At 70.2% G+C, this 20,678-nt stretch carries 23 protein-coding genes; 11 read left to right on the top strand and 12 right to left on the bottom strand.

Features of this window, described 5'->3' with window-relative positions; all coding sequences use genetic code 11:
- The first annotated feature begins 41 nt into the window (after positions 1–41).
- The gene (locus VF584_11000) at positions 42–1,586 is read left to right on the top strand and encodes an MBL fold metallo-hydrolase (protein ID HEX8210694.1); all 1,545 of its coding nucleotides are present in this window, start codon (positions 42–44) and stop codon (positions 1,584–1,586) included.
- Positions 1,587–1,652: 66 nt separating this feature from the next.
- Here VF584_11000 and VF584_10995 read toward each other — a convergent pair whose 3' ends face one another.
- Both VF584_10995 and VF584_10990 read right to left on the bottom strand, forming a co-directional pair.
- Positions 1,653–1,961 carry a type II toxin-antitoxin system RelE/ParE family toxin gene (locus tag VF584_10995; protein HEX8210693.1) on the bottom strand — a complete coding sequence of 103 codons (309 nt, stop codon included), beginning with the start codon at positions 1,959–1,961 and terminating at the stop codon, positions 1,653–1,655.
- Complete coding sequence (locus tag VF584_10990; protein ID HEX8210692.1) at positions 1,958–2,251, bottom strand: type II toxin-antitoxin system Phd/YefM family antitoxin; 294 nt, start codon at positions 2,249–2,251, stop codon at positions 1,958–1,960. The genes VF584_10995 and VF584_10990 overlap by 4 nt, the downstream gene beginning before the upstream one ends.
- A gap of 149 nt (positions 2,252–2,400) precedes the next feature.
- On the opposite strand from VF584_10990, the gene VF584_10985 reads away from it, so the two are divergent.
- From VF584_10985 to VF584_10955, 7 genes are all read left to right on the top strand, one after another.
- On the top strand, positions 2,401–4,455 hold the full coding sequence (locus VF584_10985; GenBank protein HEX8210691.1) for a thioredoxin domain-containing protein: 2,055 nt from the start codon (positions 2,401–2,403) through the stop codon (positions 4,453–4,455).
- 69 nt (positions 4,456–4,524) lie between these two features.
- On the top strand, positions 4,525–4,998 hold the full coding sequence (locus tag VF584_10980) for a hypothetical protein (protein ID HEX8210690.1): 474 nt from the start codon (positions 4,525–4,527) through the stop codon (positions 4,996–4,998).
- A gap of 30 nt (positions 4,999–5,028) precedes the next feature.
- Positions 5,029–5,286: a DUF5654 family protein gene (locus tag VF584_10975; GenBank protein HEX8210689.1), complete on the top strand. Its 258-nt coding sequence runs from the start codon at positions 5,029–5,031 to the stop codon at positions 5,284–5,286.
- A 65-nt stretch (positions 5,287–5,351) separates the two neighbouring features.
- Positions 5,352–5,789 (top strand): hypothetical protein, encoded by a 438-nt coding sequence (locus VF584_10970; protein HEX8210688.1) that lies wholly within the window; start codon positions 5,352–5,354, stop codon positions 5,787–5,789.
- Positions 5,790–6,066: 277 nt separating this feature from the next.
- Complete coding sequence (locus VF584_10965) at positions 6,067–7,155, top strand: acyl-CoA thioester hydrolase/BAAT C-terminal domain-containing protein (protein ID HEX8210687.1); 1,089 nt, start codon at positions 6,067–6,069, stop codon at positions 7,153–7,155.
- The gene (locus VF584_10960; protein ID HEX8210686.1) at positions 7,152–7,961 is read left to right on the top strand and encodes a DUF429 domain-containing protein; all 810 of its coding nucleotides are present in this window, start codon (positions 7,152–7,154) and stop codon (positions 7,959–7,961) included. The genes VF584_10965 and VF584_10960 overlap by 4 nt, the downstream gene beginning before the upstream one ends.
- Positions 7,962–8,061: 100 nt before the next feature.
- Positions 8,062–8,298: a hypothetical protein gene (locus tag VF584_10955; GenBank protein ID HEX8210685.1), complete on the top strand. Its 237-nt coding sequence runs from the start codon at positions 8,062–8,064 to the stop codon at positions 8,296–8,298.
- 759 nt (positions 8,299–9,057) lie between these two features.
- Here the strand turns inward: VF584_10955 and VF584_10950 are convergent.
- From VF584_10950 to VF584_10920, 7 genes are all read right to left on the bottom strand, one after another.
- Positions 9,058–10,761: an AMP-binding protein gene (locus tag VF584_10950; GenBank protein ID HEX8210684.1), complete on the bottom strand. Its 1,704-nt coding sequence runs from the start codon at positions 10,759–10,761 to the stop codon at positions 9,058–9,060.
- Between the two features lie 179 nt (positions 10,762–10,940).
- Positions 10,941–12,650: an SPFH domain-containing protein gene (locus VF584_10945; GenBank protein HEX8210683.1), complete on the bottom strand. Its 1,710-nt coding sequence runs from the start codon at positions 12,648–12,650 to the stop codon at positions 10,941–10,943.
- Positions 12,637–13,182, bottom strand: a complete 546-nt coding sequence (locus tag VF584_10940; protein ID HEX8210682.1) for a hypothetical protein — start codon at positions 13,180–13,182, stop codon at positions 12,637–12,639. The genes VF584_10945 and VF584_10940 overlap by 14 nt, the downstream gene beginning before the upstream one ends.
- A 98-nt stretch (positions 13,183–13,280) precedes the next feature.
- Entirely contained in the window at positions 13,281–13,979 is a 699-nt protein-coding gene (locus VF584_10935) for a DUF1906 domain-containing protein (GenBank protein HEX8210681.1), read from the bottom strand.
- Between the two features lie 98 nt (positions 13,980–14,077).
- Positions 14,078–14,755 carry a uracil-DNA glycosylase gene (locus tag VF584_10930; GenBank protein ID HEX8210680.1) on the bottom strand — a complete coding sequence of 226 codons (678 nt, stop codon included), beginning with the start codon at positions 14,753–14,755 and terminating at the stop codon, positions 14,078–14,080.
- Between the two features lie 173 nt (positions 14,756–14,928).
- On the bottom strand, positions 14,929–16,116 hold the full coding sequence (locus tag VF584_10925) for a hypothetical protein (protein HEX8210679.1): 1,188 nt from the start codon (positions 16,114–16,116) through the stop codon (positions 14,929–14,931).
- Positions 16,117–16,405: 289 nt separating this feature from the next.
- Positions 16,406–16,783 (bottom strand): DUF423 domain-containing protein, encoded by a 378-nt coding sequence (locus VF584_10920; GenBank protein HEX8210678.1) that lies wholly within the window; start codon positions 16,781–16,783, stop codon positions 16,406–16,408.
- Between the two features lie 174 nt (positions 16,784–16,957).
- Here VF584_10920 and VF584_10915 point away from each other — a divergent pair, with 174 nt between their 5' ends.
- Together VF584_10915 and VF584_10910 are read left to right on the top strand one after the other, a co-directional pair.
- Positions 16,958–17,665 (top strand): hypothetical protein, encoded by a 708-nt coding sequence (locus VF584_10915; protein ID HEX8210677.1) that lies wholly within the window; start codon positions 16,958–16,960, stop codon positions 17,663–17,665.
- A 37-nt stretch (positions 17,666–17,702) separates the two neighbouring features.
- The gene (locus tag VF584_10910; GenBank protein HEX8210676.1) at positions 17,703–18,560 is read left to right on the top strand and encodes a L,D-transpeptidase; all 858 of its coding nucleotides are present in this window, start codon (positions 17,703–17,705) and stop codon (positions 18,558–18,560) included.
- A gap of 104 nt (positions 18,561–18,664) precedes the next feature.
- Here the strand turns inward: VF584_10910 and yhbY are convergent, their stop codons facing one another.
- A complete protein-coding gene (gene yhbY / locus VF584_10905) occupies positions 18,665–18,964 on the bottom strand; it encodes a ribosome assembly RNA-binding protein YhbY (protein ID HEX8210675.1) in 300 nt (99 codons plus the stop codon).
- Positions 18,965–19,141: 177 nt separating this feature from the next.
- Between yhbY and VF584_10900 the strand changes: the two genes are divergently transcribed.
- Complete coding sequence (locus tag VF584_10900) at positions 19,142–19,450, top strand: DUF971 domain-containing protein (protein ID HEX8210674.1); 309 nt, start codon at positions 19,142–19,144, stop codon at positions 19,448–19,450.
- Here VF584_10900 and VF584_10895 read toward each other — a convergent pair.
- Both VF584_10895 and VF584_10890 read right to left on the bottom strand, forming a co-directional pair.
- A complete protein-coding gene (locus tag VF584_10895) occupies positions 19,447–19,845 on the bottom strand; it encodes a response regulator (protein ID HEX8210673.1) in 399 nt (132 codons plus the stop codon). The genes VF584_10900 and VF584_10895 overlap by 4 nt on opposite strands.
- A 128-nt stretch (positions 19,846–19,973) precedes the next feature.
- Complete coding sequence (locus VF584_10890; GenBank protein HEX8210672.1) at positions 19,974–20,597, bottom strand: YceI family protein; 624 nt, start codon at positions 20,595–20,597, stop codon at positions 19,974–19,976.
- Positions 20,598–20,678 lie beyond the last annotated feature (81 nt).

Genomic DNA, 20,678 nt, shown 5'->3' with positions numbered 1-20,678 from the left:
AAAATTGGCACCTACCCATCACCCCACACCGGAGCACACGCATGCCCCACCAGACCATCCGCCGAAGTCTCCTCCTCTCCGCCCTGCTCCTCGCACCCGCCGCCCTCGCCGCGCAAGCGCCGCAGGGTCCGCTCTGGAGCTCGTACACGCGCGCCGCCGAAGTACTGCGCCTGGGCGCGGAGGCGCACGGCGGCGCGGCCGCGATCCGCGGGCTCACGGCGGCTTCGTTCCGCTGGGAGGGCGAGGACTACGCCCCCACGCAGGGTCGCGTGCCGGCCGCATCGTGGGACACGGCGGGGAACGGGCGTGCGGTGACGAGCGACGTGCGAGTCGACATCGCGGGCGGCCGCTTCGCGTGGGACCGCGAGTTCCGCTTCGGCGGAGGGTACCTGAACGCGTTCCGGTGGGTCGGCAGCGGCCGCGAGTTCCTGAGCTACAACCATCACCCGGAGCGCGGGATGGGCGGCACCACCTACCAGCGGGACACCACCGGGACACAGCAGCGGCGGGCGCTCTCGTCCCTTGGCGGCAACATGCCGGTCCTTTTGCTCCGCCAGGCGCTCGAGCGGTCCAACACGCTACGCCATCTCGGCCGGACCGCGCAGGAGGAGGTGATCTCGTACACCACCGCCGAGGGAGACCCGGTCACGCTCTACTTCGACACCGCCACGCACCTCCTCACCCGCCGCGAGGAGATTGGCAACGGCTCGCTGGGCGACGAGGTGAATGCGACCTACTTCGCGAGCTACGAGCAGGTCGCGGGCTTCTCGGTGCCGCGCCGGCTGGAGCTGCGCTGGAACGGGCTGCTTACCGGACGGCAGCGCCTGGTCTCGTTCGCGCCGGCGGCCGAGCTCCCGGACAGCCTCTTCCGCGTCCCGGCGGGCTACGCGGCCCCAGCCCCCGGCGGCGCGCCCGCGATGACGCGCGTGACGGAGGGCGTGTACTTCGTGGAGCGGATCGGCGGCGGCTACCGTTCGCTGGTGGTGGACACGGACGACGGCCTCGTAGTGGTGGACGCGCCGCTCAATCCCGACATCACCGGCGCCGCGATCGCGCTGATCGAGCGGACGCTCCCCGGCCGTCCGATCCGCTACGTCGTCATCACGCACCACCACGGCGACCACATCGGCGGCATCCCGGCGTACGCGGCGCGCGGCGCCACGATCCTGGTGGCACCGGGGAGCGAGGCGTACCTGCGGCGGATGATCTCGGTCACCCGCACCCTCGGCCGCATCGGCCAGCCGCCGCGCGCGCCCGTCAGGGAGGCGGTGTTCGAAACGCTGTCTGGACGCCGTACCATCGGACGGGGAGCGCGCGCGGTGGAGGTCCTCGACGTCGGCCCCACCTCCCACGCCGCCGCGATGCTGGCCGTGTACGTCCCCGCGCAGAAGCTCCTTTTCCAGGGCGACCTCCTGCGCATCAACGAGCACGGCGGCCCGGTCGTCTCGCCCGACGCCAACCGCGACCTCGACTCCATCATCCGCCGCTTTCGCCTCGACGTGCGCACCATCGGCGCCGTCCACGGCCTCAACGGCACGATGGATGACCTTCGCGAGGCGATCCGCAGGGGGGCCAGCGCGCTTTAGGCATCCTCCATCCAGAAGCGATAGCGCCCTGCGTCCATGCCGGACGCGGGGCGCTTTCGATGTCTCTCACTCCCCGCCGCGCTTACCCAGCGGAATGCGTGCCCCGTGGCGCACGTGCAGCACGCGCACGGTGCGGCCGCGGATTGTGAAGAGAATGCGGTATTGATCGTACAGGAGCTGGCGGATTTCACGTTTGAACGACCGGTTCTCCAGCGCGTGGCCACAGCGTTCCGGCATGCTCTCGAGCGTGCGAGCCGCCTGCTCAAATCCCCCGAGCCATCGCTCCGCGGCTGGAGGAGAGTGCTCGTGCAGGTACTTGTAGATCCCCGCGGCTTCGGCGCGCGCCGCCGGCTGGACGACGATCTTGTAGGTCACGCGCTCCGTCGCACCGGTACGCTGGCGCGGATCTTCGCGATCGCTTCTTCCAGCGACTCGCCTTCGCCGCGATCAATGGAGTCCAGTCCACGCTGGATCCCGATGATCGCCTCAGCCTCGTCCAGGCGGTCGAGGAGCGCCTGGTATGCCGAGGCGTCCTGGACGATGAGCTCCGCTTTTCCGTTCACGGTAAGCACGGTTGGTTTCCCGGTTTGCTTGAGCCGCTCGATGTGTTCACGGGTCTTCCGCTGAAAGTCACTGAGAGAATAGATGTCGTTCAGGTCGATCATGGTGGCGCTCCATTAAGCAGGAAATTCGCAGTCGATTTCATGATAGTGCACGCGGGCAGTTCTGTCCAGCGGATTGGTGCTCCGTGGCGGGCCCGCGCTTTGCCGCGTGCGCACGGGCTCCAACCGATACCCCTGAAACGTTCCGGCCCATGCCCAACCGCCTCGTCGACGAGACCAGCCCGTACCTCCTGCAGCACAGGGACAACCCGGTGGACTGGTACCCCTGGGGACCCGAGGCGCTGGAGCGCGCGCGGGCCGAGGACCGGCCGATCCTGCTCTCCGTGGGGTACTCGGCGTGCCACTGGTGCCACGTGATGGAGCACGAGTCGTTCGAAGATCCGCAGACGGCCGCCCTGATGAACGAGCACTTCGTCAACATCAAGGTGGATCGCGAGGAGCGGCCGGAGATCGACAGCATCTACATGGCGGCCGTGCAGGGGATGACGGGGCACGGCGGGTGGCCGATGACGGTGTTCCTCACGCCCGACGGCGCGCCGTTCTACGGCGGCACCTACTATCCGCCCGAGCCGCGCCACGGGATGCCCTCGTTCACGCAGGTGCTGACCGCGCTGGCCGATGCGTGGCGCACGCGGCGCGGCGAGGTGGACCGCAGCGCCGCCGAGATCCGCCAGTCGCTGCAGCATTCGGTGCCGAAGCGAGCGGCGAGCGCGCTCAGCGGGTCCGTGCTGGACCGCGCGGCGCATCACCTGGCCACGCGGTTCGACGCGCGCTGGGGCGGCTTCGGTGGCGCGCCCAAGTTCCCGCAGCCGATGACCATCGAGGTGCTCCTCCGCCACTGGAAGCGCACCGGGGGACCGGAGGCGCTGCAGATGGCCGCACATACGCTGCGGCGCATGCACGCGGGCGGGATGTACGACCACATCGGAGGGGGCTTCGCGCGGTACAGCGTGGACGCGCAGTGGCTCGTCCCGCACTTCGAGAAGATGCTGTACGACAACGCGCTCCTGGCGCAGGCGTACGTCCACGCCTTCCAGGCCACCGGTGACCCCGAGTTCCGCCAGGTGGTGGAGGAAACGCTCGGCTTCGTGCTCCGCGAGATGACGGGGCCGGAGGGCGGCTTCTACTCGGCGTTCGACGCGGACAGCGAGGGCGAGGAGGGGAAGTTCTACGTGTGGACGCCAGACGATATCGACGCGGTCGCGGGCGCGGAGGACGGCGCGCTCGTGCGGCGCTACTTCGGCGTGACGGAGGCGGGGAACTTCGAGGGGCACAACATCCTGCACACACCTCGCGACCCGGTGGAAGTGGCGGCGGATGCCGGCATCAGTGTGCAGGAGCTGATGGAGGCGATCGAGCGGGCGCGGCCGAAGCTGTACGCGGCGCGTGCCCAGCGCGTGTGGCCGGGACGCGACGACAAGGTGCTCACCTCGTGGAACGCCATGATGCTCCACGCCTTCTCCGACGCGGCGCGGGTGCTGGACCGCGCCGACTACCGCGAGGCGGCGGAGCGCAGCGCGGACTTCCTCCTGCGCGCCCTGCGTCCGGAGGGCGTGCTCCTGCGCAGCTACAAGGACGGACGCGCCAAGATCGGCGCCTTTTTGGAAGACTACGCCCTTCTCGCCGACGCCCTGCTGTCGCTGTACGAGACCACCTTCGACCCCCGCTGGCTGCGCGAAGCCCGCGCGCTCGGCGAGGGGATGCTGGAGCGCTTCTGGGAGGACGAGCAGGGGATCTTCTTCGACACCGCGCACGACGCGGAGACGCTGGTGGTGCGCCCGCGCGACCTGTACGACAATGCCACCCCGTCCGGCAACTCCGCGGCGACGCTCGCCCTGCTGCGCCTCGCCGAGCTGACGGGAGAGGAGCGCTTCCGCACCGTGGCGGAGCGGGTGCTGGCCAGCTTCGCGGACCAGTTGGCGCGCTTCCCGGGCGCGTTCGGCCACCTGGTGACCGCGCTGGACCGCTACCTGGCCGTTCCGCAGGAGGTGGCGATCGTCGGCCGCCCGGGCGACGAAGACACGGAAGCGCTCCTCCGCGTCGTGCGCCGCGCCTACCTTCCCAACACCGCCGTTGCGCTGCGCCGCCCCGACGAAGGTGACGAGGTGGCGGAGCTGATCCCGCTCCTGCGGGGCCGCACCGCGCTGGACGGAAAGGCGACGGCGTACGTGTGCGAGCGCTTCGCCTGCCAGCGGCCGGTGACGACGCCGGAGGATCTGGCCTGGCAACTCGGGGTGGAGGCGTAGCCCGATCCTTGCGGCCCAGGTCGTGGCGGCGGATCTTTGCCGACGAAGTCCCCCGAACCCGGACGAACCATGCGACGCCTGCTCGCTCCCCTGATCCTCGTCCCCACGCTCCTGGCCTGCTCGATGAACACACCCGGCGATTCCGGCACCGGCAGCGGCACCCCCTCCACCGGGCAGGCACCCGCGCAGCCCTCCACGCCGGGCGGCCCGGTGACCGTCGAATTCAGGCAGCGCGAACCCGGCGGCGCTCCCGACGGCGCCACCGGCGGCACGGGGACGGTTGCCGTGCGCGGCACCATCTCCACACCCAATCCGTGCTACGCGCTCAGCGGCACCGCGGCGCGCGACGGGAGCACGCTGACCCTCACCGTCAGCGCGCGCTCCACCGCGGAGATGTGCATCCAGAGCATCGGCACGCTGGCCTTCGACGCCACCCTGCGCGGCGTGCCGGCGGGGAGCTACACGCTGCGCGTGGTGCACACCTACGCCGGCACGGGGTGGGAGACGAAGACCGCGATGACGCAGCAGGTCCAGGTCCGCTGACCAATCGAAATCGTGAGCCGAGAAGACGCAATGGCCAACCCGCGCGTGATGCTCCAGACGATGATCACCCTCGCCTCGGCCTCGCTTGGCCTTGTCGCGGCGCTGGCCTGGAACGAGGCAATCAAGGCCACGATCAAACAGGTATTCGGCACCTCCGAGAGTCTTGCCGGTCTGTACACCTACGCGATCCTCGCCACCGTTCTCGCGGTCGTTGTCCTGACGCTGCTCGCACGGGCATCCGCGCGTGTGGGCGGTGACGTCGCGGTCCATCGCGAAGCGGAAGGCTGAGTGTAGAGCCTAATGCGCATCTCTGCACCCGATCACCGCGGCGCGGCTTTGCAGCCAGGGGCGCGGTGAGCGCCGTCCCCTTCACCCTCCCGCCGCGCAGTGAGCAGCTCTCGGGCGGCAGCGAGATGCACATCGTCAGGACGTCGGTCGTGGGCGTGGCGTCGCTGGACGGTCCGGCGCTGCGCCTCCAGTTCCGCACCATCGAGGAGTTCCAGCGGAACCGGGGCGGGCGGTACGAGCAGGGCACCGACGAGTCCGACGTGCGCGAGCTGCTGATCCCGCTCCGAGCGCTGCGCGCGGTGCGGGTGGCGGGGCCATGGTGGCGCCCGCGCCTGGAGGTCGCCGCCGCCGACCTGCGTGCCCTCGAAGGCTTCCCCCGTGCCGCCACCGGCGAGGTTTCGCTCCGCATCCGCCGCCGCGACCGCACCGACGCCCGCGAGCTCGCATCCGACGTCGAATACGCCCTCGCCAGCCGCCTGCTGTCCCCACCGGAGCTGGGATAAGTACCGAAAGCACCGTTTCTGCACGCCGCGTCTGGAAGGCCCGGGACGTGCAATCCTGAACGGGAGTTTCACACGGAGACACGGAGGGAAAAGGGAGAGAACAGAAGAGGGAAGTTCTCTGCGCCTTGTTGTTTTCTCCGGGTCTCTGTGTGAGACCCGCCGTTCCGCCTCGGCAAACCTGATAGGGCGTACGTGCGGTTTGAGGCGGCTTCATTCGTTTCTGGATGCGGGTTGCGGTGGGCCCGCGAGATTCCGGTTACCCGTCCAGGAGCACGCATTGATCCGCAGACACCGTATACGCTCCCTGCTCGCCGCCATACTGGCCGCGCTCGGCGGGTGCGCGCAGGGGATGCCGCCGGCGCAGTCCGGGCCGATGCTGGACGCGCTCTTTGCGCCTCCTACGGCCGCGGAGATCGCGGCGGTGGAGGCGGATTGGGCCGGGCGCGACACCGGGGCGCACGGCTACCGCGTGGAATACACGAAGCGCGACGGGCGCACGGGGCGAACGATGGTGGTGTCGCACACCGTGGGCGGAATTCGGCACTACGGCGCGGTGAGGGTGCCGGATGGGGCGGAGGGGCGGCGCCTCCCGGTGCTCGTCATCACCCACGGCGGCGAGAGCGGCGCGACGGCGTACTACTTCTTCCACTCCGGCCCGGTGGCGCGCGGGTGGGTGCAGGTCATCCCCTCCTTCCGCTCGGAGCCGATCCGCCTCACGCCTTTTCGTCGCTACGAATCGGAGGGGCTCCCCAGCCCGTGGGACCGCGACGTGGACGACGCGATGGGGCTCCTCTCCAGCGTCCTGGCGAACGTGCCGGAGGCGGACAGCGGGCGCGTGGCGGTGGTGGGGCGGAGCCGCGGCGGCGGTGTGGCGCTGCTGATGGCGGCGCGCGACCGGCGGGTGAAGGCGGTGGCGGACCTGTACGGGCCCACCGACTTCTTCCTCCCGCAGGTGCGCGGGCTGGCGAAGCGCGCCGTGGGCTCCAGCGTGCCGCGCCTTCCCGGCGCCGGGTACCTGGCGGACAGCGTCCTCTTCGCCCTGCGCGACGGGCGCACGACGGTGCCGCGGGCGCGGCAGGAGCTGCTGCGCCGCTCCGTGGTCTACTTCGCGGACCGGCTCCCCGCGGTGCAGGCGCACCACGGCAGCGACGACCGCAAGGTGCACGTCGCCCATGCGGACCGGCTTGACGCGGTGCTGCGCGCGCAGGGCCGCGACAGCACGCAGTGGAAGTACTACCGCTACCGCGACGCCGGGCACGGCGTGCGGCACCTGCGCGGCTACCGCCGCCGGGTGGAAGCCTTTCTCCAGCGCGTCGCCGAGCGCGGCGCGCCCCCTTCGACCACCGCCCCCACGCGGACGCGATGACCCCCTTCCGCTACTTCGGCGGGATCGACTTCAGCGGGGCCAAGGAGCCCCTTTCCAACCTGTGGAGCGCGCTGGGCGAGGAGCGCGACGGCCGGCTTCACGTCCGGTGGCTCCAGCCGCATCCGTTCCGTGAGGACCTGCGCTCGTACGTCGCGGGCGGGTGGCGGAAGACGGCGGGCGCCGGCGCGGACGAGCGCGTCCTGTGGGGCGCGGACTTCCCCTTCGGCGTCCCGGCGGCGATGTCGGAGCGATTGGCGGCCGGGCGGCGCGCGTCGTGGTCCGCCACCGCCGCCTGGGTCGCGGACCGCCCCGCGGACGAGGTGCGAGACGCCTTCCCAGACCTCTTCAAGTCGCCGCGCGCCACCGACACCAACGGCGCCATGGCCCCGCTCGACCTCCGCCTCTACAAGCAGACGGTGGAGGGGCTGCGCTGGCTGCACGAGCTGCGCGACGAGGCGGAGGTCTCCATCGTCCCCCAGGCCCCCGCCGACGCCCCGACGACGCTGGTGGAGGTGTACCCCTCCGGCGCCGTCAAGGACCTGGGGATCAAGGGCTCGCGCGTCCCCTCGCGCCCCGGCGAGGTGCGGGCGCGGCCGGCGGGGCTGCGCACCTTTTTCTCCTTTGAGCACCCCTCCCTGGAGGTGATCGCCTGCACCCTGGAGGACGCCCGCGACGCCTGCATCGCCGCGCTGGCCGCCTGGCAGTGCCGCGAGGACCTCGACCAGCCCTTCCGCACCTCCCGCGTCCCCGAGGAGACGCTGCGGCTGGAGGGATGGATCTATCGCCCGCCGGCGGCATTGGGGTGAGGGCCCCCTCCCCCCGGCCCCCTCCCCCGCCTGCGGGGGCGCAGGGCGGGTGAGGGGGAGAACCGCGTGCTTGAGTGGCGCACATCGAACAAGAAGAGCTATGAACCTGGCAGATCACGCGGACGTGTGTTTCGCCGTCTGCATTCGCAACGACGATCATTCCGCCTCTCTCGAGGTGCGGAAGCTCTATCCTGTGCTCCCGGATTCAGACGCGGCTGAGCATGGAATGATGCGAATCGTGGACGAATCCGGTGAGGACTATCTCTACCCTGCGGACGATTTCTTCGTAGTTGCCCTGCGGCACGATGTAGAGCAGGCGCTGCTAAAGGCGTCCTAGGCCACGTTCGTGGCTGCAGGCAGAGACGCAGGAGAGGCGTCAGCACCTCTCCTGCGTCGTTCTATGTAAGCCGTGTTGTTCAGGGTGACCTTGGCCGATGTGCGGGAACCCCGTTGAGCATCCCACGGGCGCTGATGTCCTCGTCCACGCCCGGCCAGTGGATACCGTCGCCGGAACCGACGATGCGCCAGTTAGCGCGCTGCTCGGGGCTGGCTTCGGAAAGCCGCCACGACCAGGTAAGCGGGACGCTCATGGCGACCATCCGCGAGCTCCGCGATGATCGCTTCATGAGTCACGCGGATGCGGATGATCCTGGTGTGATTGGATGGTGTTCATGGGTGCTCGGGATTAGGCGCGCGTGGCGGTCGTGGGTGCCGCATCGCCGGGAGATGAATCCCCGCTGGAACCACGGGAAGGCGGCTGAAGCCGGCTCGTACAACGCGGTATCAGACCCCGAGTCCGCGAAGGCGGACTTTGTGCTGTTGTTGCCGCGGTTTTAACCGCCGCCCCCGCATCCTAACGACGCACGGACGTAGCCCGCAGTCGGGAGTTCGAAAGCGGTCAGACGCGCGATGGTGCGGCTGGGCGCTGACCGAAAAGCGCGGCTGGCCCCCACCTGGAGACCAGCCGCGGCGCATTCCCGTGACACGGGAGCGATGAATCGCGCCCCTACCAGATCCGTGCAGCCCGAACTGCAGTTCTCCCCCTCGCCCGCCCTGCGCCCCCGCACGCGGGGGAGGGGGTCGGGGGGAGGGGGCCTTACGCCGGCGCCTTTACGCGCAGATCCTTGCGCAGGATCTTGCCGATGGGGCTCTTGGGGAGCTCTTCGCGGAACTCGATCTGCTTGGGGATCTTGTAGGACGCCAGCGATTCGCGGCAGTGGGCGATCAGTTCCTCGGGCGTCGGCTTGGCTTCGGCGGCGACGACGAAGGCCTTCACCGCCTCGCCGCTGTGCTCGTCGGGGACGCCGATGACGCCCACCTCGCGCACGCCGGGGTGGCGGGCGAGGACCTCCTCCACCTCGTTGGGATAGACGTTGAAGCCGCTCACCAGGATCATGTCCTTTTTGCGGTCCACGATGCGAAAGAAGCCGTCCGCGTCCATCTCCGCCACGTCGCCGGTGCGCAGCCAGCCGTCCTTGAGCACCCGCGCCGTCTCGTCGGGGCGCTGCCAGTAGCCGGACATCACCTGGGGGCCGCGCACCGCCAGCTCGCCCGGCTCGCCCTCGGGAAGGGTCTCGCCGTGCTCGTCCACCAGGCGCACCTCGGTGGAGGGGAGGGGGATGCCGATGCTCCCCTCCTTCACCGCCACGCCCACCGGGTTGAAGGTGACGACCGGCGACGTCTCCGTCAGGCCATATCCTTCCACGGCCTGGTTCCCCGTCACCTTCATCCACTTGCGGCCGGTGGAGGGGTGCAGCGCCATACCGCCCGCGCCGGCGAACTTCAGCTGCTTGGGGGGCTTCTCGATGAACCACGGCTCGTCGGCCAGCGCGTTGAAGAGCGTGTTCACCCCCGTGAAGGCGGTGATGGGGAACTTCTGCCACGCGGCCTTCAGGTTGCTCACCGGGCGCGGCGACGGGATCAGGATGTCGTGGCCGCCGATCTGGTAGAAGAGGAGGAGGTTGCAGGTGAAGGCGAAGATGTGGTACAGCGGCAGCGCCGTCAGCACCACCTCCTTCCCCTCGTCCAGGATCCTGGAGTTCATCTCCAGCATCTGGGCCGTGTTCGCCAGCAGGTTGCCGTGGCTGAGCATGGCGCCCTTGGACACGCCCGTGGTGCCGCCCGTGTACTGGAGCGCCGCCAGCGAGTCCGGCCCCACGCCGTCCAGGTAGCCCGCCACTTTCTCCCCGCCGGCCAGCTTTGCGCGCCCCAGCTTCAGCGTCTCCTGGAAGGCGGTGTGCGGCACCGTGACGGCCGGGAGCTGCTTCTTCACGTACTTGAGCACCGCGCGGATCAGCGTCGCCTGCACCGGCGAGAAGAACTCGGTGATGCGCACCGTCACCACCGTCTCCACCTGCGTGGCGGGGAGCACTTCGGGGAGGCGGTCGGCGAAGAGGTCGCTGATCACCAGCACGCGCGCCCCCGCGTCGGAAAACTGGTGGGTCATCTCCCGCACGGTGTAGAGCGGGTTGGTGTTGACCGCCACGCACCCCGCCTTGAAGATCCCGAACAGGGCGATGGGATACGCGAGCGAGTTGGGCATCTGCACCGCCACCCGGTCGCCGCGGGCCAGGCCGAGGGTGCCGCGCAGATACGCCGCGAACTCGTCGGACATGCGGTCGACCTCGGCGTAGGTCAGCGATCCCGTCATCCCGTTGGGCATGCACTGCGAGAAGGCGGGCGCCGCGGCGTGCTTGGCGGCGGAGCGCCGGACCATTTCCGGGATGTGCTGGAAGCCGGTATCGGTGATCTCGGGACGGGTGCCGGGGGCGTACTGCGAAATCCAGGGATGCGTGGGCATCGGCGCGGCTCCGGTGCGGTGGGTGGGGTGGTGCTCGGTACGTCTTCGCGGCTGGGCGCGTACCGTATGATTGCACCAAGAGGAGGGTAACGGCAACTGCAATGGCTCACACAGAGACACGGAGGCACGGAGAAAAGCCTCTTCTCCGTGCCTCCGTGTCTCCCCGTGAGCCCCTGTCTTTACTCGGCCACGATCAGCGCTTCCGGGGCGCGCCGCTCAGCCTCGGGAGCGGCGGGAGCGGGCGCGGCGGCCTCTTCGGCCAGCTTGCCGAACATCCCCGGGAGCTCCACCCCGCCGATGTCGCGGATCACCTGCATCATCGGCGGCAGGGTGCGGGTCATCCCCTGCAGGAAGTTGGGCGCGGCGCCGCCCGTGCCGCCGTCCCACACCACCACCTTGTCGAACTTGATGTTGGAGATGGCCGTCGCCGCCGTGGTGGCCAGCGTGTCCATGTGCTCCAGCATCAGGAGCTGGTAGGCCTGCTGCGGCCCGCCGCACGCGTCCACGATCTGGCGCAGGCCGTCGGCCTTCTTGGCCAGGATCTCGTACTGGCCACGCGCCTCGGCCTCCAGCTTCGCGTAGATCGCCGCGGCCTCGGCCTGGGCGCCCAGCTTGCGCTTCTCCGCCTCGGCCTCCGCCTCCACGATGGTGCGGGCCTTCTCGGCCTTGGCCGGGGCCTCAAGGGTGGCGCGCTGCTCGGCCTCCACCCGCTCCGCGTCGGCGAGCGCGGCCCGGGCCATGGCGCGGTTCTGCGCCTCCATCACGGCGGCCTCCGCCTCGCGCTTGCGCCCCTCCGCCACCTGGTACGCCTCCGCCTCGCGCACCTTGAGCTGCGCCTGCGTGGCCACGATCTGCGCCTGCGACTGCGCCTCGCCCGCGATGGCCAGCGCGTTGGCGTTGGCGATGGCGATGCGCTTCTTCTGCTCCGCCTCCTTGATGGCGGCGTCGCGCTCGAAGGCGGCCGTCTGCTCGCCCACGCTCTGCTCCTTGTCCAGCAGCGCGATGCGCACGGCCTGCTGGCGCTGCGCCTCCTTGATCTGCGCCTCGCGCTCCAGGGCTGCGGTCTCCTCGCCGACCTTCTGCTCCTTGTTCAGCTCGGCCACGCGCACCGCCTGCTCGCGCGCGGCCTCGCGGGTGCCGATCTCGCGCAGCTTGGTGGCGTTGGCCACCTGGATGACCTTTTCGCGCTCGGCCTCGGCCACGCGCACCTCGCCCATCTTCTCCTGGTCGGCCACGTCGCCGCGGGCCTTCTGCACCGCCTCGGCCGCCGCCTTGCGCCCGATCGCCTCGATGTACCCCGACTCGTCGTTGATGTCAGTGATGTTCACGTTCAGCAGCACCAGGCCCACCTTCTTGAGCTCCGGCTCCAGCGAGGTCTGGATGTTGTGCAGGAACGACTCGCGGTCGCGGTTGATCTCCTCGATGCGCATGGAGGCGATCACCTGGCGCAGCTGGCCGAAGATGATGTCCTGCGCCTGCCGCTTCACCTGGTTCTGGTCCAGCTTCAGCAGGCGGATGGCCGCGTTCTGCCGCACGTCTTCCTCGGTGCCCACGGCCACGGTGAAGACGCTCGGGACGCTGACGCGGATGTTCTCGAAGGAGAGCGCGTCCTTGAGCGGGATGTCGATCTGGATCGGCTCCAGCGTCAGGTAGTCGTACTCCTGGATGACGGGCCACACGAAGGCGCCGCCGCCCGAAATGCACTTGGCGGAGTTCCCCCCGCCCACCATTCCGGAGATCACCAGCACCTTGTTGGCCGGGCAGCGCCGGTAGCGGCTGGCGAGGAAGAGGGCGAACCCGAACGCGATCACCACTCCCAGGAGCGCGCCGCTCCCCAGGATGGCGTTGGGGCTCAGCTGCAGCATGGCGATGGAGCTAGCGGGAGACATCGTTGGGACCTCCAAGGAGGGGTGAGGGTGCGACTTCGAGCGTCCCCGGACCGAGGACGTCCACGACGACCACGGGCGTGCCCGTGGGGAGGGGCCGGTCGGACACCGCCTGGCACTCCACGGTGCGGCCGCCCAGCGTGAGGTGAACCTTGCCGGGCGACGTGCCGCCGGGGATCCCCAGGTACACGGTGGCGGGGTTGCCCACGGCTTGCTCCATCCGCACGGTGCCGTCGCGCTCCAGGCGGAGCATCTGGCGCATCGCCCAGGCGACCGCGCACAGCGCCAGTCCGCCCACCAGCGCGGCCACCCCCAGCGCCGGCCACAGCCCGCGCCCGGTGGCCTGCACCCACATCCCGGCAAGCCCGAAGAACGCCAGCCCCGACGCCAGTGCGCGGATGCTGAGGAAATCGTGGTCGGTGTCCGCGTCGATGGTGTCCAGCGCGTGCGTGCCGAGCCCCACCGCGCCCAGCAGAAGCTGAAGCACCAGCACGGCGGCCCCGACGGCGGCACAGATCAGGAATGCGTTTTCCACGTCTCGAATGGCTCGGGAGTGGGGTGCCCCCTCCGGAGTCGAAGGGGGGCATGATGGGGTACGAGGCCCGCGACGGGCGGGTTTCGGAGCAGAACGGCTCAGCCCTGCGCGGGAGCCGGGGTGCCGAATATGGAGGCGGACTGTCCGGCGGGAGCGAGCCAGGTCACCTGACCGCCCAGGCCGTCCACGTGGGTGAAGTTGTCGTCGTGGTCGATTCCGGCGACCTGCGTGTGGGCGGGTGTCTGCTTCATCACCCACCCGCGCTGCGGGATGACGGCGTCCACGTTGTAGGCGCCCCAGTACTGCTTGAACTTGAGGGCCGAGTAGAGCTGGCCGTTGGTGAGCATCGGCTGCCACCCGACGTAGATCCCCGGCGTGTACCCCGCGCCCGCCACGGCGTCGTACCAGTTGTTGCAGTACGCCATCACGTCCGCCGCGGCGGAGGAGGTGGAGACGCTCTCCAGGTCCAGCCAGACGTTCACCCCCGGCGGAAAGCCGATGGCCGAGACGAACTGCGCCGCGTTGGCGCCGTACTCCGCGCCGAGCGAACCGCTGGCCGCCCACTCACCGGCCTCCACGTGCTGCACCGGCATCAGCGCCAGCCCCGCGCCGAGCAGCGTCTGCGCCTCGGCGGCAGTCAGGTCGTGCGAGGCCATCTGCGTGCGCCCTACGTAGCGCACGCAGAAGTTGTAGCCCGCGTCCACGAACTGGCGGGCGACGGAGGCGGAGATTACGGCATTGGCATCGAAGCCCTTGATGCCCGCGGGTGCGTTGAGGACGGTGCCCTGGAGTGCCATGGGGATTCTCTGTGGGGGGAGTACGGCGGGGGACGAACGCATGGAGGATATATGAAGCTCGCCGCGGACTCAATCCCTTCGGCGCCACAATCGCTCGGTCACCCCACAATGCGGCGGGCGGCGGCGAAGACGTCGTCGAGCATGGCCGGGGTGAGGCGCCCGGTGAAGGTGTTCTGCTGGCTGGGATGGTAGGAGCCGATCAGCGTGAGCCCGCCGTCGAGCCGCACCTCGGCCCCGTGGCCGAATTTCGGTTGCGGGGCAGGGAGGGCGTGCCCCAGCTCCCGGAGGGTGCGCAGCGCCGCGTCCCAGCCAAAGCCGCCCAGGCACACGATGGCGCGCAGGTCGGCCAGCGCGCGGATCTCGCGCAGGAGGAAGGGGAGGCAGGCGTCGCGCTCGTCCGGCGCGGGCTTGTTGTCCGGCGGGGCGCACTTCACGGCGGAGCTCACCCATGCGCCGGCCAGGCGCAACCCGTCGCCGCGGTCGAGGGAGGTGGGCTGGTTTGCGAAGCCGGCGCGGTGCATGGCGGCGTACAGGAAGTCGCCGCTGCGGTCGCCGGTGAACATCCGCCCGGTGCGGTTGGCGCCGTGCGCGGCGGGCGCCAGCCCCAGCACCAGGAGCCGCGCCGCCGGGTCGCCGAAGCCGGGTACGGGGCGGGCCCAGTACTCCCACTCGCGAAAGGCGCGGCGCTTCTCCGCCCCCACGCGCTCCCGCCACTCCACCAGCCGCGCGCACCGGCGGCACGCGGTCACCTCGTCCTGAATCACCCGCAGCATCATCAAAGCTTCGTCAACGGCGAAACGGCAATCTCACACAGAGGCGCAGAGGAAAACGGAAAGGGCACAGAAGAAGGACCGATACTCTTTCCCTTCCTCGTGGTTCCCTCTGTGTCTCCGTGTGAAGCGCGGTTGTACGAACGAGCCCCCCGGCGGGTGCCGGGGGGCTCGTCATTTCACGGAATCGGATTGGATGGCGGCTCCGGACTCGGCGCCGGCTGCGGGTCCGGCTTGGGGGCCGGTGACGACGCGCCGCCGGTCGCAGCCTCTCCCGGGGTGTAGCTGTGCGTTCCGCTCGGGGGCGGCGAATCGTGCTGCGCCGTGGCCCGCGACGTGTTCACTGGCGGCCGAATGGTGTAGTCGCCCGGCGACGGCGAGTTCCCCGTGCGCCCGTCGCGCAACCGGGCCGACACGCTTCCGTAGCCACCCGAGCGCATGTTGTCCAGCTCGCGGCGCAGGTCGCTGATTCGGATCGGCCGGGAGCCGTCAGGCCCGGATGCGTTGCGGTAGCTCCGCATCTCGTCGCGCAGCTGGCTGAGGCGCGTGCCCTGGCGCGGCGCCTGGCCGACACCCGTCTCCGGCTCGGGGCGGCGGCCACCCGGCTTGCGCACGCCGGTGGTGTCCGACCGCGGCGGCGCACCCACGCTGTCGCGCGGCTGCGGGAGCACCCGGTCCGGGTTGCGGCACGCGGCCGCGGCCAGCTCCAGCGGCACCCACACCGACCCGCCGCTACGGCAACGGACCCGGTACAGGTCGCCGGAGGGGAGGCGCACGTCGTTCACCCTCGGCCACACCGTGATGACGTCCGCGTCCCAGCTCTCGTCCGGCTGTGGCGGCACCACCACGGCCAGCAGGTCGTCCACCACCCGGCGGCTGTTCGTCGTGGTGTAGCTCGACGTCCCCATCACTCGCCGCAGCATTCCGCCGCGGAAACGCGAGGTCTGCAGCGGGCGCTCGGAGGCGATCACCAGCAGGTGGCGCGGCCCCTGATGGATGCTCGACGCAAAGGAGTACGCGTTGTTGTAAGCGTTGTCGTAGCGCCAGAAGCGATTCGACGCGACGCTCGGCGTCAGGCGGGTCTGCCCGGCGTTGTACATGGCGCGCTGGCCGATGTCCGGGTACACCAGCGCCACCCCCTGGCCGGGGACGATCTGGAAGACGGCCGTGTACGCCGGGCGGTTGAGCTGCAGCACGAGCCCGTCGCCGAAATTCTCGTGCAGGCGCACGCGCATCGGCTCCGAGCTGGACGAGGCGCGGGTGCCGTTGTGGCTGTACGGGCTGGGGGCCGATCCGCCGCCGCTCGCCGTGGCGCATGCGGTGAGCGCTGCGAGCGGCAGGAGCAGGGTCGCGATGCTTCGCCTCATGGGAAATCCTGGGGGGCTGCGATGGAACTCGCACTGCGGGGCCACGACGGTGCACTGCAAACGATACACCGGTCCTGCTAAAAATTCAACCGATTGCGCCGCTTCCATTTGCGGGAACGGTCCCGTGTACGCGGCCGTGGGTGCGTCGCCCGAACTGGACAAGATCGTCACATGCGGTGGACACTGCAACCGGCGGGTCTCACACAGAGACACGGAGCCACAGAGGAAGAACAGCGGAAGGGTTCCTCCGTGGCTTGCGGTTCCCTCTGTGTTCTCCGTGTGAGGCTTTTCAGTCGCCGAGCGCCCTGGACCCGGCCAGCGCCAGCATCACCCAGCCGGCCAGGAAGGCGAGCCCGCCCAGCGGCGTGATGGCGCCCAGCCAGCGGACGCCGGAGAGCGCCAGGACGTAGAGGCTTCCCGAGAACACCACGATGCCGGCGGTGAAGAGCCATCCGGCCGCGTTCCACCCCGCGGCGGGCCAGCGCGACGCGGCCATCGCGACCACGAGGAGGGCGAGGGCGTGGTACATCTGGTAGCGCGCCGCCGTCTCCCACACCGCCAGCAGGTCGGGCGTGAGGCGGGCGCGGAGAGCGTGCGCGCCGAATGCGCCGGCGCCCACCGCCGTCAACGCGAAGAGGGAGCCCAGGATCCAAAAGGTACGCGCCATCATCGGTCAAGGGGCGGCGGGTTGGGGAAGACTCGGGACGGGCGGAAGTTGGGCGGCCCACGGCCTCCGCGCCAGCCCATCCGTAAGTGCGGGTTTGACAAGGCTTAACCGGAACGGGTCTTGCACTCCGGGGCCCCTGAGCACCATCCACCCCAACCCGTTTCCGACGCACGGATGAGCGAACCCACGACGCGCAGGCCCTCGTTCTGGCGTGAGCATCCTCTCTTCCTGTGGGGCTCGCTGGTGGTGGCCGCCCTCTTTCTGGCGGGCGCCGCGGCGGTCGCCATGAGGGTGCCCCGCTACCGGGCCGAGGCGGCGCAGTTCAACGCCCGCATGACGGCGGCGGAGCGCGCCACCCGCGACTCGGTGCTGGCCCACCGCGGCAAGCGCACGCAGCTCGCCATGGCCATCCTGCAGCGCGACATCCGCATTCGCGCGCTGCAGCAGAAGAAGGTGCACCTGGCCGTCGTGATCGCGGACTCGGTGCTGGAGCTGCGCCACGGCCGCGCCACCCTGCGCCGCGCCAAGATGCAGATCGGGCCGGACGCGGAGGTCAAGGCGCCGGACGGCCGCGCATGGCGGCTGGTGCGCCCCGTCGGCGAGCGGCGCGTGGCGGAGCTCCAGCGCTCCCCCGTCTACACGATCCCGGAGTGGGTGTACGTGCGGCAGGGGCAGCCGATCCCGCCGGAGGGCGAGCGCAGGGTGGAGGGCGGACTGGGGTCGTACGTGATCAGGCTGGACGACGGCACCGAGATCCACACCGAGCCGCAGGCGGGGCCGCTGAAGGGCACCGTGAAGCCCGCGTCGTTCCAGGTGCGCGCCCGCGACATGGGCGCCATCTTCGACGCGCTGAAGGAAGAGACGCCGGTCTTCATCTACTAGTGGGTCGTACGCTGGAAACCATGCAAAGGATGAAGCGATGAGCGACTTGAGGGACAGGAAGCCGGAGGACGTGCCGGAGCGGCGCAACTATACGCCGCCGGGGCGCGTGCGGCGGATCGCGCACGACCATCCGTGGAAGGCGGTGATGCTGATCCTGGTGGTGCTGCTCTCCGCGGGGGCGTTCGCGGCGGCATCGGCGTGGGCGGTCAACGAGCGCTTCACCCGCCGCGTCACCGAGATGGCGTACCTCAACGACACCCGCGCGCTGGAGTTCGTGCGCCGCCGCGAGGCCGAGCTGGTGAAGACGCAGGAGCAGCGCGAGCGCGAGCTGGCTGCGATGGAGGAGGAGCTGGCGCCGCGCAACCGGCCGTACATCGTCGTATCGCTGGCCGAGCGCCGCATGCTCTACCTGCAGGGCGACGACACGCTCTACAAGGCGCCGGTCGCGGTGGGTTCCGGCAAGACGGTGGTGATCGAGGGGCGCACCAAGCGCTTCATCACGCCGCGCGGGCGGATGTCCATCACCCACAAGGAGCTGGACCCGGTCTGGGTTCCGCCCAACTGGCACTACGTGGAGATCGCGCGCAACAACGGGCTGGGGATCGTGGACATGAGCAACGCGTCCCCCAACGCGCTGAGCGGCTTCGCGCCGGGGCAGACGCCCATCCGCGGCGGCAAGGTCATCATCCCGCCCTGGGGGAGCCCGCAGCGCGCCATCAAGGGCGTGCTGGGAGCCGCCAAGCTGGAGATGTACGACGGCTACTATTTCCACGGCACGGACAACCCCGCGTCCATCGGCACCGCCGCCAGCCACGGCTGCATCCGCATGTACGAGCAGGACATCATGTGGATGTACCGGAACGTGGCGGTGGGGACCCCGGTGTACATCTACTGAGGGGAATGGGTGTTGGGGAATGGGGAATGGTAAAAGACGACAGCCACCCGGTACGCTCGCGCCGGGTGGCTGTTTTCATTCCCCATTCCCCATTCCCCATTCCCTCATCCCGGCAGTTCGATCTCCGGCTTTTCCGGGTCCGGCCGGTACAGGATGGCGGTGCGGCCGATGGCGGCCACCAGCGTCGCCTGCTCCACGCGGGAGGCGAGCTCCTGGGCGGCCTCGCGGGCGGGGATGGGGGCGGCTTCCTGAACCTTGACCTTGACCAGCTCGCGCGTGTTGAACGCTTCCTGCGCCGAGCGCACGGCCGCGTCGGTGACGCCTTCCTTCCCTATCTGCACCACCGGCTTCAGGTGGTGGGCCAGCGCCCGCAGGTGGGCGCGCTGCTTGGAGGTGAGCTCCAACGTTCCTTTCCGTCTCGCGTTGCGAATGTTCGCCGGACGCACCCGCCCCCGGCCGTACCCATCGTAGGGGCGCGATTCATCGCGCCCGTGCCCGCCCCCGCTCCGTCGCCCGTGGCCGGGGTGAGGGCCCCGTAGTTGCACCCGCTGCCCCGAACCAGACCCCACCAGGAGCCGCACGTGAACGACGAGACCACGCCCGCCGAGATCGGGCCGACGGAAGACGGGAGCGAGCTGCGCATCCGCTGGCGCGACGGCGTGGTGAGCGACTACCCGCCGCGCTACCTGCGGCTCTGCTGCCCCTGCGCCGGCTGCGTGGAGGAGATGTCGGGCCGCCCCATCCTCGATCCCGCCTCGGTGCCGCTGGAAGTGTACCCGCGGTCCGTGGAGTACGTAGGCGACTACGCGCTGCGCTTCGACTGGAGCGACGGGCACCGCACCGGCATCTACCCCTTCACCTACCTGCGCGAGCTCTCGCCCAGCAGCTAGGGAGCCCCCGCCAGATCCTCCGCCTCCGGAGGGCCGATCCTCCGCCGCACCTCGGCGATGAGGTGCGGCGGCATGCACGGCTTGGTCAGCAGCGCCGCGAACCCCTCCGCCTCCAGCTCCTCGCTGCTCACCGTGAGGCTCATTGCCGTGAGCGCCACCACCGGAATGTGGCGCGTGCGCGGGTCATCCTTGAGCGCGCGCAGCGCCTCCCGCCCGTCCATCACCGGCATCGCCAGGTCCATCACGATCAGGTCCGGCGAGTGCTCGAACGCCAGCTCCACCGCCTCGCGGCCGTTGCGCGCGCCGAGCGCGGCGTACCCCTCCCGCTGCAGCACCGTGAGCAGCGCGAACCGGTTGTCTTCGTGGTCTTCGGCTAGGAGGATGGTTCGCGGCATACGGGTGCGTGTGCGTGGCTGAATGACGGGCCGGAATACGCAAGAACAAAGCCCGCCACGCCGCGCGAAAAGACCGCGCGTGCTCACCCCGAGCACGCGCGGTCTCTCACACCCTCACCTAGGGGGCCTCAGGAGGAGGCGGCCTGCTCCACGGCTTCCACCGTGATGGTGATCTCCACCTCGTCGCCCAGCACCACGCCGCCACCCTCGGCCGCGCGGTTCCAGGCGACCTGGAAGTCCTGCCGGTTGATGGTGGCCGACGCCTCGAAGCCGATGCGGCGCTTGCCGGCCGCGCCCGCGGGCGGCGTCACCTCGCCCCTGAGCACCACCGGGCGCGTGATGCCGTGCATCGTCAGGTTGCCCGTCACCGTGAGCTGGCGGCCGCGCGTCTGCACGCGGGTGCTGCGGAAGGTGATGGCGGGGTGCTTCTCCGCGTCGAAGAAGTCCGCCGAGCGCAGGTGCGTGTCGCGCCGCTCGCTGTTGGTGTCGATGCTCGCCGTCTTGATCTCCACCTGCACCGAGCCGCCCGCCAGGTTCTGCGGATCGGCCACGATGGTCCCCGACCACTCGTTGAAGGTGCCCCGCACGCGGCTCACCAGGTGGCGGATGCGGAAGCTGATGTCGGAGTGCGACTGGTCGATCCGCCACGTGACCGGCGGCGCCTCGGCGGGCGCGGGTGCGGCGGGGACGGCCGGCGCGGGGGAGAACGCGACGACGAGCGGGAACACGAGAGCGGCGAAGCCTGACAACATCGGTGTGCCTCCAGCGGAGTTACGGTTGGCTGCTGCGGTGGGATGCTTCAGCGCTTAAGAACCCCGCGGGCGTCCGGGGGT

Origin of the sequence: Longimicrobium sp. (genome assembly GCA_036389135.1) — a bacterium.
Taxonomy (GTDB): Bacteria; Gemmatimonadota; Gemmatimonadetes; order Longimicrobiales; family Longimicrobiaceae; genus Longimicrobium.
Note: the sequence above shows the minus strand (reverse complement) of the source record. Positions and strands in the feature narration are given on the sequence as shown.